This is a genomic window from Vibrio sp. A2-1 (genome assembly GCF_021728355.1).
In the GTDB taxonomy this organism is placed as follows: domain Bacteria; phylum Pseudomonadota; class Gammaproteobacteria; order Enterobacterales; family Vibrionaceae; genus Vibrio; species Vibrio splendidus_K.
The window spans coordinates 1,039,205-1,052,700 of sequence record NZ_JAKKCO010000001.1 but is presented as its reverse complement, the minus strand read 5'-3'; the positions used below and the strand labels follow the sequence as shown (position 1 = coordinate 1,052,700).

Annotated in this window: 11 protein-coding genes; 6 read left to right on the top strand and 5 right to left on the bottom strand. The window is 44.6% G+C overall.

The genetic code is table 11. The features are described 5' to 3' along the window. Nucleotides 1-2: 2 nt before the first annotated feature. Nucleotides 3-539, bottom strand: a complete 537-nt coding sequence (locus L3V33_RS04440) for a GNAT family protein (RefSeq protein ID WP_114635598.1) — start codon at nt 537-539, stop codon at nt 3-5. A gap of 225 nt (nt 540-764) precedes the next feature. On the opposite strand from L3V33_RS04440, the gene L3V33_RS04435 reads away from it, so the two are divergent. Further along, on the top strand, nt 765-2,030 hold the full coding sequence (locus L3V33_RS04435) for an HD-GYP domain-containing protein (RefSeq protein WP_237289327.1): 1,266 nt from the start codon (nt 765-767) through the stop codon (nt 2,028-2,030). A 164-nt stretch (nt 2,031-2,194) separates the two neighbouring features. On the opposite strand, the gene L3V33_RS04430 is transcribed toward L3V33_RS04435, so the two are convergent. From L3V33_RS04430 to L3V33_RS04415, 4 genes are all read right to left on the bottom strand, one after another. Continuing rightward, nucleotides 2,195-2,644: a PTS sugar transporter subunit IIA gene (locus L3V33_RS04430; protein ID WP_237289325.1), complete on the bottom strand. Its 450-nt coding sequence runs from the start codon at nt 2,642-2,644 to the stop codon at nt 2,195-2,197. Then, on the bottom strand, nt 2,641-3,897 hold the full coding sequence (locus tag L3V33_RS04425) for a PTS ascorbate transporter subunit IIC (RefSeq protein WP_237289324.1): 1,257 nt from the start codon (nt 3,895-3,897) through the stop codon (nt 2,641-2,643). Before L3V33_RS04425 ends, L3V33_RS04430 begins: the two co-directional genes overlap by 4 nt. A gap of 9 nt (nt 3,898-3,906) precedes the next feature. Further along, entirely contained in the window at nt 3,907-4,176 is a 270-nt protein-coding gene (locus L3V33_RS04420; protein WP_004729968.1) for a PTS sugar transporter subunit IIB, read from the bottom strand. 285 nt (nt 4,177-4,461) lie between these two features. Further along, entirely contained in the window at nt 4,462-4,938 is a 477-nt protein-coding gene (locus L3V33_RS04415; protein ID WP_004729970.1) for a hypothetical protein, read from the bottom strand. A 612-nt stretch (nt 4,939-5,550) separates the two neighbouring features. On the opposite strand from L3V33_RS04415, the gene L3V33_RS04410 reads away from it, so the two are divergent. From L3V33_RS04410 to L3V33_RS04390, 5 genes are all read left to right on the top strand, one after another. Then, complete coding sequence (locus L3V33_RS04410) at nt 5,551-6,759, top strand: NupC/NupG family nucleoside CNT transporter (protein ID WP_237289322.1); 1,209 nt, start codon at nt 5,551-5,553, stop codon at nt 6,757-6,759. Nucleotides 6,760-7,116: 357 nt separating this feature from the next. Continuing rightward, nucleotides 7,117-7,386 (top strand): hypothetical protein, encoded by a 270-nt coding sequence (locus L3V33_RS04405; protein WP_055319859.1) that lies wholly within the window; start codon nt 7,117-7,119, stop codon nt 7,384-7,386. Nucleotides 7,387-7,500: 114 nt separating this feature from the next. Next, nucleotides 7,501-8,949 (top strand): TolC family protein, encoded by a 1,449-nt coding sequence (locus tag L3V33_RS04400; RefSeq protein ID WP_237289320.1) that lies wholly within the window; start codon nt 7,501-7,503, stop codon nt 8,947-8,949. Next, entirely contained in the window at nt 8,946-10,217 is a 1,272-nt protein-coding gene (locus L3V33_RS04395) for an efflux RND transporter periplasmic adaptor subunit (RefSeq protein ID WP_237289319.1), read from the top strand. Before L3V33_RS04400 ends, L3V33_RS04395 begins: the two co-directional genes overlap by 4 nt. A gap of 2 nt (nt 10,218-10,219) precedes the next feature. After that, a complete protein-coding gene (locus L3V33_RS04390; protein WP_237289317.1) occupies nt 10,220-13,408 on the top strand; it encodes an efflux RND transporter permease subunit in 3,189 nt (1,062 codons plus the stop codon). The last annotated feature ends 88 nt before the right edge of the window (nt 13,409-13,496 follow it).

The following is a 13,496-nucleotide window of genomic DNA, read 5'->3' as shown; positions in this document are numbered from 1 at the left end:
GCTTAGAGCTTAGAGCGATGAAGACCATAAATGGCGTGGTCTACGATGCGGCCATTCAAGTTCTCATTACGAGTTATAATACCTTCTAACGTGAAATGTAAGCGCTCACAAACTTTACGGCTGCTCATGTTCTCAGTGGCAGCTGATATTTCAATCTTTTCCATATCTAACTTATTGAAAGCAATATCAATCAGTTTTTCGACCACACGGGTGACTATCCCTTTACCTTGGTACGATTCAGACAGCCAGTAACCTATCGTGACTTTCTGTTTGTTGTGGTCAATGGTGTTGAAGCTACAGTTACCGACGATATTGTCTTTATACACAATCGCACATGTCATGCTTTTCCCTTCCGCATAATCGTGTAGCGAGCGCTGGATGAAGATCCTAAAGTCTTGCTCGGTTTTACAATGTGGTGGCCACACAAGCCATTGGCTTAGATACTCATTCTGACTTCGTGAAATTTCCGCATAGTGAGAAGCGAAACTCTCTTCAACCAATGCGATGGATAGTTCGTTATCGATAATCGTTTTAAACATGTCTTTCCTTTTCTTTTGGCTGATGATTTAGTGATTTTTGGTCGGCAGACTATAATGTCGCATGATTTTCAATATGCAACCACTTGTAGCACGGATTTTTCGTGATACGTTAGTTCTATCACGAAACTCATTAAACCTTACAATAGTTGTGTATATAATCATTAGCTATGCATTAGTATTAGCAGCCTAAATATATAAAAACTATAAAAATGCTAGGCTTAAATAATGATTCAACATTGCCAAGAGGTAACCGTAGACCTAAGAAAGGCTCTATTTGGTATTGCTAAGGCGCTTGATAACGTCGGTTTTGAAAGCAAAAACCATGGGCAGAGGGTAGGTTATATCGCGTATCGATGTGCTCTGAGCGTCGGGTGGGAAGAAGAGCAGGCCCAACTTGCGTTCTCATTAGGGTTAATTCACGACTGTGGCGTATCGCAAATTGATGAGCAGCTCAGCTTAACTTCTGGGTTTGTGCCCGACTCGAGCTATCACCATTGTCAGAAGGGCTACCAAATCTTAAAAGAGTGCCCAGTTCTTTCTATATTCGCTAAGCCGGTTCTTTATCATCATACCCCGTGGGCTGAGTTAAAGACGATTCATATCAGCGAGTTAGAAAAAGAATTGGCCGCGATCGTGATGCTTGCCGACAGAGTCGATTATCTATACGGCATAACCTCTTCTGATCGTTATGGAAATTTAACACCAGATGGAAAAGCGAGCATTATTGAACGTTTGACTGAACAAGCGGACGAGATGTTCGAAACCAACCTTGTGCAACATATGTGCGAGCTGGTCGATCTGGATGATTTTTGGTTCTCGATGGAAATCCCTTACATCGAGAACATGAGGGATAACTTTGAGCCTGTGCCATTCTTCTCTCAGCAAATGTCGCTGGACGAGACGGTGGCCTTTGCCGAGTTTATCGCCAATGTTGTTGATACAAAAAGTTCGTTTACTTTTAAGCATTCGTTGAAAGTCGGGCAGCTTTCTGAATATCTCGCCAAGCAGTTGGGTTATTCATACACAACTCAGCGTAAACTCTATTTAGCAGGGCTAGTTCATGATATCGGCAAACTGCAAACACCTAATGACATTCTTCATAAGCCGGATTTGCTGACCGAAGAGGAGTATTGCTGTATTAAACGCCACGCAACGGACACTCGATTCGCACTGCAAGAGCTGTTTAGTTCTCCTCAGGTATGCCAATGGGCATCCAATCATCATGAAAGGTTAGATGGATCAGGTTACCCAATTGGTAAAACGGCGGAAGAGCTGGATCAACCGAGTCGGATCGTCGCTGTGGTAGATGTATTCCAAGCATTATCTCAATCACGTCCTTATCGTGCTGGTATGACGTTAGAACAGACGATGGCTATTTTGAGAGACTATGTTGAAAACTATAAGTTAGATAGAGAAGTGTTTGAATGTCTTGAAAAACACGCACAGTACTGTTTCGAGTTATCAACTGATAAAAGAATGTACGCGTTTTAACGCTAGTGAATGCTGATTGGTTGTGAGGCGTTGGCGTGATGCACTTGTTAGTCATGCGTTTCAATTCATGCTAAAAGATAATTGACTAAGCACCAGAAACAGAAAAGCGATAGCCGAGACTATCGCTTTTTTAATGGGGGCATATCAGGATCTTTAGATCGAGATTAGTAGCGTTTTAAGATCTCGATGATCTCTAGCTCTGTTTCCGCTGCGATAATGGCATCAATGTCATCATCATTTTGGAACAACTCTGATAGCGCCATAATAGTATGGATATGGCTGTCTGAGTCCATCGCTGCCAGAGTAATTGAAAGGTAAACGTCACCGTTGTCTTCCGACTCTAAATCAACACCCTTTTTGAATACCGTCACTTGCAGAGATGCTTCGTTCACACCATCTTCAGGACGAGCATGAGGCATCGCTATCTTTGGTGCTAGAACATAGTACGCGCCAATGTCCTTGTGTTTTTGTTTGATAGCTTCAACATAGCTAGCTTCAATTTTGTTGCTTGCTAGCAGTGTTGAACAGGTTAAATCAATCGCAGCATCAACTGTTAGGTTCTCTTCAGAGTTGATGATAACGCCTTGTTTACCGATTAAATCAAATAGGCTCATGAAACAATCCATCCTAAAATCAGACCAACAACACCGAAGTCGAAGTCAGCAAATGTTGTTGCTTCAAGACCAAGGCCACCCAGTACTGGAAGCAGCAGCATCGGTAGGAAAGAGATACATAGACCTTGCGTGAATGAACCTAGGATTGCGCCACGTAAACCGCCAGTTGCGTTACCGTAAACGCCTGCCGCACCACCTACGAAGAAGTGTGGAACCACGCCCGCTACAATGATTGTCCAACCAAGTGCACCTTGTACTGCCATTGCTAGTAGACCTGCTGCGAAAGAACAAAGGAAGCCGATAAGTACCGCGTTTGGTGCTACAGGGAATACCATTGGGCAGTCTAGAGCAGGTTTTGCGCCTGGTACTAGCTTGTCTGAAATACCTTTAAATGCAGGTACAATTTCAGCAATCAACATCTTCACACCTTGCAGTACGATGTAGACACCACCAGCAAAGATAAGAGATTGCATGAAGGTGAATACGACCCAGTTTTGACCGCTAGAAACCGTTTCTACAAACTCGCCGCCAGCAATAATAGATGCAAGCATGAAGAAGATAGCCATTGTTGTTGCAACAGCAACCGGCGTATCACGTAGGAACATTAAGCTTTTTGGAACTTGGATATCTTCTGTTGTTTTCGATGTGTCACCGAATTTGCTGCCAATGAAGCCCGATACGATGTAAGAAAGGGTAGAGAAGTGACCGATAGCAAGTTGGTCTGTACCCATTACTTTTTCAGTGTACTTCTGGCCCAGTGCAGGCATCACAACCATCAGTGTGCCGACAAGAATTGCACCAATAGCCACTAAAACGGTTCCTTCGATACCAGCTGAAGACAGAATAACTGCCACTAGCATCGACATAAACATGGTGTGGTGACCCGTTAAGAAAATATATTTTAAAGGAGTAATGCGAGCCAATAAAATATTCACAACGAATGCGAAGAACATAATTAGAGCCATTTCATAACCGAATGCTTCTTGTGCTAATGCAACAATTGCTTCGTTATTTGGAATAACACCACTTACGCCGAATGCTTCAGTAAATACAACTGAGAAGTTATTTAGTGCGCCAACAAGAGCGCCAGCACCAAAACCTAAAATTAGGAAACCCATTACGGTTTTAATTGTGCCTTTTAGAATGGTAGAAATATCAGCTTTTTGTGCAACAAGGCCAATAAAAGCAATTAAACCTACCATGATTGCTGGCTCTTTTAATAAGCCGAGCATGAATTCGAAAAAGTTTTGCATAATTTGACCTTACATGAAAGTTTTTAGTTGTTCTTCGATTGATGCTTTGTCAAAAATATTTTTAAGGCTGATGATGTTCTCTTTTCCACCGTCTTTCAGTTGGTTAGCAACGTCTGTTGCCGCGACCCAAATATCCGCATTACTTGATGCTGCAGAAGATAGATCTTCGTGATCAATCTCTGCTTCGAAACCGATTTTTTTAGCCACTTCTTTCACTGCCATTTCCATCATTAGTGAAGTACCAAGGCCGTTACCGCAAACTACAAGAATCTTTTTCATAATATTTGTCTCAATTGGATTTTAGGGGTTGAGAAACTGCGTTCTCTTATTGTGTGAGAGCATAATAATGGAAATATTCAGATTTCAATAAGATCTCCATCACAAAGCTAAAATGAGATTGTGATGTAGATCTCGTTAATTCGCGTTAAAGATCCAGAGTGAGACTTTGATCAAATTTAACTTTTCACTCGAATATGCAACGTATCTTATTGAGAAAGGCAGGAGTAAATGTATTTATTTTTCGGAAGGCAAATATTTAGAGGATCTGTGAAATAAAATAGATAACTAATCGTATCGACCGTAATCGGTAAGCATTTTCTTAAGCATACTATTGACGTCTTTGGTCTTTTTATTTCTTTTTGTTAATTGACTAAGAGAGGTTGGCTTTGGAGCCTCAGTTTTATCATTCTCAACATCTTCGACCTTATCTTTCATTTTTTGTACAGCGGGCAATAACATTCGAATTTCTTCGTTATTAGTATTGGTTAGTACCACAATATTTTCAGATTCAACTTGGGTAATGGTCAATATTCCATGTTTAACGGATTCAACCTTTTCACCAATCATAATTGATTCAGGTGCGACAGAGCGATCGGTTAACTGACCTGTACGTAATTTCGCCGCACTGATAGCGCGGATATTGCCGGTGTTTTCAAACGCGACAATAACAGTATAGGTATTATAATATTCAACTACTGTCACATAGCCATGTCTATTTGTTTTGAATTTAGCTCCATTGTTCATGTCATGCGGAGCTTCCATTTTCTTCAAGTGTGTCCTCTCTTAGTCTCGATGGCTGTTATATCTAATCAGCTCTATTAGTATTTTATAGATAATTATTTGGTGAGATCATACAAAGTATATACGCATCTAAACTTAAGATGAATCTTGAAGTATCGGGAAATGAGGCAGAGCACAGAAAAGTAGTAAGAATCACACAGAATTAACCGAGTGATTACGCTCGTACGTTTAAAGGCTTAACATTACAAATTCAACTTCATACAGGTTGTTTACAGTTTTTATGCACACAAAAGGCGATAAACACAGCGTTTTGTTTAATCCTTGACCGCGCGATCGTTTGCGTTAAAAAATGTGATGAAAGTCTCACTTAACTGTTTATACTTCTTTTCCGGTTTTAAGCCGGTGCTTAGCCAATACAAGCCGTCACATGGATATGTGAATGACCCCACGGACCGGACCAGCTACGTTCCACTGCTTGTATAAGGTGATTTTTACATGAACAACTCGTTGTTACAGTCGCTAACGTTGTTAGCTCCTTCATCGCGTAGCGTTTTGCTTGCGGTTCTTTGTCCTATTCCTTTGATGTCATTCGTTTGGCTCATGTTCACTCTTTAAGGATTACTAGGACACATTATGAATATTCTATTTGGTCTTGTCGGTGTTATTGCACTGATTGCTTGCGCATGTCTGCTATCTGAGAGTCGCTCTTCTATTAACTGGAAAACGGTCTCTCGTGCACTATTACTTCAAATCGGCTTCGCTGCTTTGGTGTTGTATTTCCCTTGGGGACAACTGGCGTTAACAAGCCTAAGCAATGGCGTTTCGAGCTTGCTTGGTTTTGCAGACGTTGGTATCGCTTTCCTATTTGGTGATCTGGCTACTGAAGGTTTCATTTTCGCGATTCGCGTACTTCCAATCATTATCTTCTTCAGTGCTTTGATCTCTGCGCTCTATTACTTAGGCGTTATGCAGAAAGTGATTCAAGTTCTTGGTGGAGCCGTGCAAAAACTGCTGGGTACCAGTAAAGCTGAATCTCTAGTTGCAACAGGTAATATCTTCCTTTCTCAGGGTGAGTCTCCTCTTCTTATTCGTCCCTTTTTAAAGTCTATGACTCGTTCTGAACTGTTTGCTGTAATGGCGGGCGGCATGGCGTCAGTAGCCGGCAGTGTACTGGGTGGCTATGCAGGATTAGGTGTTGAACTTAAATACCTTATTGCAGCAAGCTTCATGGCGGCTCCGGGCAGCCTATTGATGGCGAAGATCATTGTTCCTGAGCGTAGTACTCCGAGTGACTACGACCACATTGAGCTAGATAAAGCTGACCAAAGCAACGTGATCGATGCATTGGCAAGTGGCGCAATGAACGGTATGAAGGTGGCGGTCGCTGTCGGCACTATGTTGGTTGCATTCGTGAGTGTGATTGCAATGGTCAACACGGGTTTAGAAAGTCTAGGCGAAATGTTCGGTTTTGCGGGCATTACCCTGCAAGCCATCTTCGGTTACCTATTCTCGCCTCTTGCATGGTTAATTGGTATCCCGAGTGATGAAGTATTAGTGGCAGGTTCTTACATCGGTCAGAAGATCGTAATGAACGAGTTCGTTGCTTTCATCGACTTCGTTGAGAACAAAGCGCTGCTATCTGAACATAGCCAAGTCATTGTGACTTTTGCATTGTGTGGTTTTGCCAACATTGGTTCTATCGCGATTCAATTAGGTTCGATTGGTGTTATGGCACCAGAGCGTCGTGCAGAAGTGGCAAACTTAGGTTTGAAAGCGGTAGCGGCTGGTACGTTAGCAAACCTAATGAGTGCATGTTTAGCGGGTATCTTCATCCTGCTTTAAGCTAGATTAAGTTAAAGTAGTTAGATTCAATAAAAGCGCTTAAATTTAGTAAAAGCGGGTATCTTACTTACGGAGTTTACGTAAGAAGGGTATCCGCTTTTTTGTGCCTGCTGGTTAGGTTGATTCAGATTCAAACCACCACTTTCATTACTCTGTCGTGTATAAGGCTCACTCGGAAGAGTAATAGAGCAAGCTCCTTTTATCCGATATACTTGAATATCATCAGGTTGCGATTAATAGCATTCGACTTCGATTAAGAACATTCGACTTCGATTGAGAATATTCGGTTTCGACTAAGCACATCCGCTTTCGACTAAGAATAATGGCAACCAAGTCCAATAAATCAAAGGTCTCCCCATGAACATGCGCGTTCTCATCGGTCTTATCACTGCCTTTATCGGCTTGTTTGCGATGGTTTATCTTATTGCTGGTGGTACTCAGTTTCCTATCTCTCAGTGGCCACAAGAGGCTTATCTCGGTTTGGTGTTTAGCGTCGTGTGGGGCACTGGTGTAGCGGCATCGGTGGCGTACTTCTTCTCGGCATTGGTGTTTGTGACTATTGCAGTGGTTTGCTATGCGATTGGTTATAAGATCGGTGGGCTCTTTTCTAGCAAGTCAGAAGCATAAAACAGAAGTTTAAACGTACACTTTTTGCATTTTCTTTTAGGGTTAACGTTCGCCTTAACCCTCCCTTAACCTCCAGCTCGCTATCTTGCCTCCATTCTTACAGGAGACAAGAAGATGAAATTGAATCTTCCTTTAAAACATTCCCTTATTTCACTTGCTCTAATCGGGTTGATCGGTTGCACGACAACCAGTCAGGCTGACTATGTTTCGTTAGCAGAGCAAAGCACTAGCAAGACACAGCAAAGCTTGCTTTCAGAGCTGATCCAACAAACCTCTGAAGAACAGGCTTTGAACCAGCATGCTTCTAATGAACAAGAGTTAGATACAGAGAATCTACAACTCACCGATTTAGTGAATGCGCCGGAGCTCGATCTCTATATCGAGCGCGCTCTGCAGAACAGTCCAAGCCTTCAACAAAGTATCACAGCACTCAAAATTGCCTATGCACAGCAAGGTGTGACGTCTGGCGACCGCTTACCAACCGTCGATGCGAGTTTTTCTGGTCAAGCTGACGAAGGCACTAAAGGCTCAAGCACCACTGAAACCTACACCACGGATGTCACGGTCGGTTGGGAGTTGGACTTATGGCAGAAATTAGCAGACACAAACAACGCCGCGTTAAAAGATATTGCGACGTCTCAGGCTAACCTTCAGGGCGCTCAAGATCTTTTGGTCGCGAGTGTTATGAGAGGTTGGCTTGATATCAGTTTGAAGCAGCAGCTTGTTGATATTGAAACGCAGCGCTTAGTGATCCTCGAAAACAACGAAGAGCTGGTTTTAGAACGTTATCGCACAGGGCTAGGTAGCCTTGAAGAGCTAGATAACGCCAAAACGAGCAGCGCATCGACTCAAGCAACTTTGGCCGATTACCAAGAGCAACTGGCACAAAGTCGACGCGCGTTAGTTTTGTTAACGGGGCAGTGGAGTGGGGAGTCTGAGGAGTTATCACTTGCGGATCTCGGTTCATTCCCAACCATCATTAACCCGCTAGACAACATGCCGACGCAAGATCTGGCAGGGCGTCCGGATCTTCAAGCGGCTTTCTTCAATATTGAAGCAGAAACACTGCGTGCTGATGCTGCATACAAAGCGATGCTGCCTTCGATCAGCTTATCAGCAAGCCTAACCGATATGGAGGAATCTCCGAGTGAAGCCTTGTTGACCGGACCTTTGTGGAGCGCACTTGGTCAAGTGTCAGCACCACTGTTTCAAGGTGGCAAGCTTAAAGCACAGGCAGAGATTGCAGACTTAACCACAGAATCCAGCTACTGGGCTTACCAAGAAACCCTACTTACTGCGGTGAATGAAGTGGAGAACGCGATGGGTCAAGAGTCCTCATTAACGCTTCAACAGCAACACCTAACGAACGCCTTGGTGAGCGCACAACGCAGCTTCACCAGCTATGAAGAGAAATACCGTCAGGGTTTGGTCGACATTTTTGATCTACTTACTGTTCAGCAACAAACCTATGACCTTGAAGCGCAGCTAACACAAACCATCTATAACCGTCTTGTAAACCGAATTGATTTAGGCCTAGCTCTGGGCTTGGGAGTATCTTCATGAAACTGAACACCATCACAATTGCAATCACCCTTGTTGCGGGTTCAAGCATTTTTGCTGCCCTCGCTTACAACGGTTCACAAACAGAGCTTACTCCTCAAAAGACGAATGAATTAACGGTTTCAGAGTCTCAAATCATGGTTGCTGAAACTAAGTCTATTGGAACTAAGTCTGTTGAAACGACCACCTTAGCAGCCTCGCAACAACAGCAAGTGTCTGTCGTACTCGCCACTCTCGGAGACTACCAAGCGGAAGTGGTGGGCTATGGAGAAGCGAAGTCGCGTTATGAGTTGATGTTTTCAACAGAAGTTAGTGGCCGAATAGAAGCAATCAGATCGCAGTTCGAAACCGGTCAAGTGATTGGCCAAGGTGAGGTGATCGCCAATATCGATTCGACCAGTTACCAGCAAGCGGTAACCCAAGCCAAGGCGAATGTTGCTCAAGCTCAATTGGATTTATTGGAAGAACAGAGACAAGGCGAACAAGCTAAGTCTGAATGGCAACGCTCTGGTTTGTCCGGTGAGCCAGATTCACCTTTAGTATTACGCGAACCACAACTGGCACAAGTAACAGCTGCCTTAGAGAACGCCAAGCTTGAATTGGTAAAGGCTCAGCAAGACCTCGAAAAAACAACCTTGGTTGCCCCTTTTGATTCGTTAGTCGTGAGCCGTGATGTTCAACCGGGAAGCTACGCACAAACGGGCGCGCAGATTGCTACGTTATACAGCGTTGATGAGGTTGAGGTCTCTGTTCCTTTGTCTGAAAGCCAATGGTTGAGCTTACCCAACAGCGATAACTCGCAATTGAAAGAGCAGCCGTGGCCAGTGATTCTGTCGAGTTCTGATGGTCAGTACCAGTGGCAAGGTTATGTCGAGCGAGTAGAGCAGCACTTACAACAAGACACACGTCAACGTTCACTGATCGTGAAAGTCGATAACCCTTTGGAGCAAGAGAAAGATCTTTATCCAGGCACATTCGTGCAGGCAACGATCTCGGGTAAGCAACTAACTCAATTATGGGAGCTGCCAGCTTCAGCACTTTCGCAGCAGGGTGACCTGTGGTTTGTGGATGGCAACGGTCTGCTCTCTAAATCGAACGCGAATGTTGAGTTTGAAAAGGGCGGTTTGATTTACATCGATCCTACCAAGCTGAACAACTCTGCCGATCTGAATAGCGTTACAGAATCAAATAGTGACAGTGTGCAAGTGGTCAAGCGTCCGTTAAGCAGCTTTAAATCAGGCATGGTTGTGCTGGCTAAGGCGGAGGGTTAGTCATGTCTAACGAGCTGAAACCGAATTACCAAGTGCACAGTAACCAGACGTCGGATAAACCGCATACTGGCGTAATCGCGTGGTTTGCTAACAACTCTGTGGCAGCGAACTTACTGTTAGTGGGCGTGATCATCATTGGTGTGTTGTCGCTTAACACGTTACGTAAAGAAGCATTCCCGAGCCTAGAACCCGATGTTGTCACTGTTTCAGTGACTTATGACAGTGGTGACCCTGTTCAAGCGGAAGAAGGGTTAGCAATCAAGATCGAAGATGCGTTAGAAACCGTACCGGGCATTAAGCGTATTACGTCTACTTCTGATGCGAACGGTAGCCACGTTTCGATTGAGAAAACGAGCACCTATGACCTTGATACCCTGTTAACCGACGTTAAAACCAAGGTTGATGCGATCAATAACCTGCCTGCTGGCGCTGATAATCCAGTGATTGATAAGGCTCGCATGCAAGACCACGCCTTATGGGTACAGCTTTATGGGGATGCAGACAGAGCAACGCTTCAAAGCTTAGCCGAGCAACTTAAGTCGGACTTGTTGAGCCAATCAGCGATTCGTGACTTAGAGATTAAGGCTAAGGCTGATCCTATGATCTCAGTCGAGGTTGATGAGAACAAGCTGCAAGCATACGACTTAACTCTGACTGATGTTTCAGAAGCGATCAATGCGGAGTCTTCTGCTGCAATTTCTACCAGCCTTCGCAACGGTGAAAAAACGGTTCGTTTGAAGGTGTCGGAACAGGCGTACGAGATCCAAGATTTCAACGCGATTCCGGTGATGACGACGACTGATGGTACGCAAATTACACTGGGTGACATTGCCAACGTTGAAGACATGTTTGCCGACGATACCTTCATGCTTTCTCGTTATAACCAGCAGAATGCGATGGCGATTCAAATCGTGATGGATGAATACGGAGACGTCGTCAGCATCGTTGAACAGGCTCAACAAGTGGTAGATCGCTGGGAAAAAAGCAACATGTTGCCTAGCGATGTCGAAATCGAAACTTGGTACGACAAAAGTACCATGATCAAAGACCGTTTGAGCCTGTTGGTGAAGAACGCGTTAACGGGTATTGCTTTGGTGTTCATCGTGTTAGCGGTATTCCTTAATGTGCGTGTCGCTTTCTGGGTGGCTGCGGGCTTACCGTTCGTATTCTTTGGCACCATGTTCTTCATGACAGACACCTTTATGGGGTTAACCATCAATGAAATGACCACCTTTGGTTTCATTATGGCGCTCGGAATAGTCGTCGATGATGCGGTGGTCGTCGGGGAAAGCATTTACTCCACGCGTAAGGAAGAAGGGGATTCGATCGGCAGTACTATTCGAGGCACGATGAAGGTGGCATCACCAACCATATTTGGTGTGCTAACGACGGTTGTTGCTTTCCTAGCACTGGCTAACGTTGAAGGCAAAATGGGTCAGATTTACGCTCAGTTCGGCACGGTCGTGACTATCTGTTTGTTGCTGTCTTTGGTTGAGTCTAAGTTCATCCTGCCATCGCACCTCGCGCACATTAATACCAAGCGCAGCGACAAAAAGGGGCTTTGGGCTCGTGTTCAACATGCTGCCGATACTGGGCTAGGTTGGTTTAATAAGCGCATCTATTGCCCTGTGATTGAATGGGCGCTGAAACTGCGTTACGCCGTGGTAATGGTTTTCTTGTCACTGCTTATCTTGGTGGCGGGGCTGCCAATGACTGGGGCGGTACGTGTGGCATTCTTCCCTGATATGCCGGGCGACACCGTGACTGCTGACATGTCGATGCAAAACGACGCGAGCTTTGGTCAAACACAACAGAACTTGCTAGTGCTTGAAGCGGCGGCAACACAAACGGATGAAACTCTGAGAGCGCAATACGGTGCTCAAGATGGATCATCGGAACTGCTTAGCCTTCAGGTTATCGCCGATGCCGATGATTCTGGCCAAGTGAAAATTGAATTGGACAGCGCCAGTGTTTACACATCGAACGAGTTTGCAGATGCGTGGCAAGAGACTGTTGGCCAAATGGAAGGGGTTAAGAAGCTTAAAATCTTGTCTAAAATGGAGATGGTCGATAACTTCAAAGTCGAGCTAAAAGCGTGGAATGAAGAATCAGTTTCGGCGGCCGGCAATGAGTTCTTAACCAAGCTTCAAGCTATTGACGGTGTGAGTGGCATTGATCATAACTTGGATCTGGGTGAGCCTCAGTATCGTTTCGAATTAACACAACAAGGTCGTGCGTTAGGTTTTGATACGGCAAGTCTTTCACAGCAAGTATTACAGGCGTTTGGTGGTGACATAGTTCAGCAATTCCAACGTGGTAAAGATGAGGTGAAAGTTCGAGTTCGTTACCCAGAGTCGGATCGTCAAACCATTGCGGATATCAAGCAATCGAGCGTGAGAACCAACGACGGTACCGTGGTGCCTTTGAGTACGGTTGCTGAGGTGCATTCAGACTACCAAGTATCAGAGATCACACGCATTGATAGCCAACGTGCTGTGTACATCAGTGCAGTATTGGACAAAGAGGTGGTTGCGCCTGCTGAGCTTGTTCATCAGTTGCAAGACACATTAGTACCCGATTTAGAAGCGCAATATCCGGGGCTAACGGTCGACTTTGCTGGCGAAACGGAAGAGCAAGAAGAAACCGCGAGTTCAATGATGAGCATGTTTGTACTCGCCATGATTGCTATCTACACGCTGCTTGCTATCCCGCTGAAGTCTTACATTCAGCCTGTGATTATTATGACAGCGATTCCATTTGGTATTGTTGGGGCAATCTTAGGGCACTGGTGGAATGACTTAACAATCAGTATCCTATCGTTAAACGGTATCCTTGCGTTGAGTGGCGTGGTGGTGAATGACAGCTTGTTGTTGGTTTCTCGTTTCAATGAGCTAATCAAAGAGCAGGGCAAGTCGGTTCACGATGCGATAGTTGAAGCGTGTTCAGGTCGACTAAGAGCCGTGTTACTCACATCGGTCACCACGTTCGCAGGTTTGACGCCACTATTAAGTGAAACGTCTCTGCAGGCTCAATTCCTGATCCCTGCAGCGGCAGCACTAGGTTACGGCATTTTGTTTGCGACGTTTATTACGCTGATTCTGACGCCAGCATTACTAATGATTCAGTGTGAGATTAAGTCGCTGATTCTTAAAGTCACAAATCGAGTCAAAGGCGTTGAACAAACGGCTTAACAATGGCTAAGCTAATGATGATATCTAATAGGTGGATGCTGAATTAGTCTCAGCAGCATTTGTTTAGGTTCATTAGCAGTCAAAGCTC

What these genes read in the sequence shown, in the direction of transcription:
- L3V33_RS04440 (WP_114635598.1), bottom strand. Translation starts at nt 539, where the DNA reads ATGTTTAAAACGATTATCGATAACGAACTATCCATCGCATTGGTTGAA.
- L3V33_RS04435 (WP_237289327.1), top strand. Translation starts at nt 765, where the DNA reads ATGATTCAACATTGCCAAGAGGTAACCGTAGACCTAAGAAAGGCTCTA.
- L3V33_RS04430 (WP_237289325.1), bottom strand. Translation starts at nt 2,644, where the DNA reads ATGAGCCTATTTGATTTAATCGGTAAACAAGGCGTTATCATCAACTCT.
- L3V33_RS04425 (WP_237289324.1), bottom strand. Translation starts at nt 3,897, where the DNA reads ATGCAAAACTTTTTCGAATTCATGCTCGGCTTATTAAAAGAGCCAGCA.
- L3V33_RS04420 (WP_004729968.1), bottom strand. Translation starts at nt 4,176, where the DNA reads ATGAAAAAGATTCTTGTAGTTTGCGGTAACGGCCTTGGTACTTCACTA.
- L3V33_RS04415 (WP_004729970.1), bottom strand. Translation starts at nt 4,938, where the DNA reads ATGGAAGCTCCGCATGACATGAACAATGGAGCTAAATTCAAAACAAAT.
- L3V33_RS04410 (WP_237289322.1), top strand. Translation starts at nt 5,551, where the DNA reads ATGAATATTCTATTTGGTCTTGTCGGTGTTATTGCACTGATTGCTTGC.
- L3V33_RS04405 (WP_055319859.1), top strand. Translation starts at nt 7,117, where the DNA reads ATGAACATGCGCGTTCTCATCGGTCTTATCACTGCCTTTATCGGCTTG.
- L3V33_RS04400 (WP_237289320.1), top strand. Translation starts at nt 7,501, where the DNA reads ATGAAATTGAATCTTCCTTTAAAACATTCCCTTATTTCACTTGCTCTA.
- L3V33_RS04395 (WP_237289319.1), top strand. Translation starts at nt 8,946, where the DNA reads ATGAAACTGAACACCATCACAATTGCAATCACCCTTGTTGCGGGTTCA.
- L3V33_RS04390 (WP_237289317.1), top strand. Translation starts at nt 10,220, where the DNA reads ATGTCTAACGAGCTGAAACCGAATTACCAAGTGCACAGTAACCAGACG.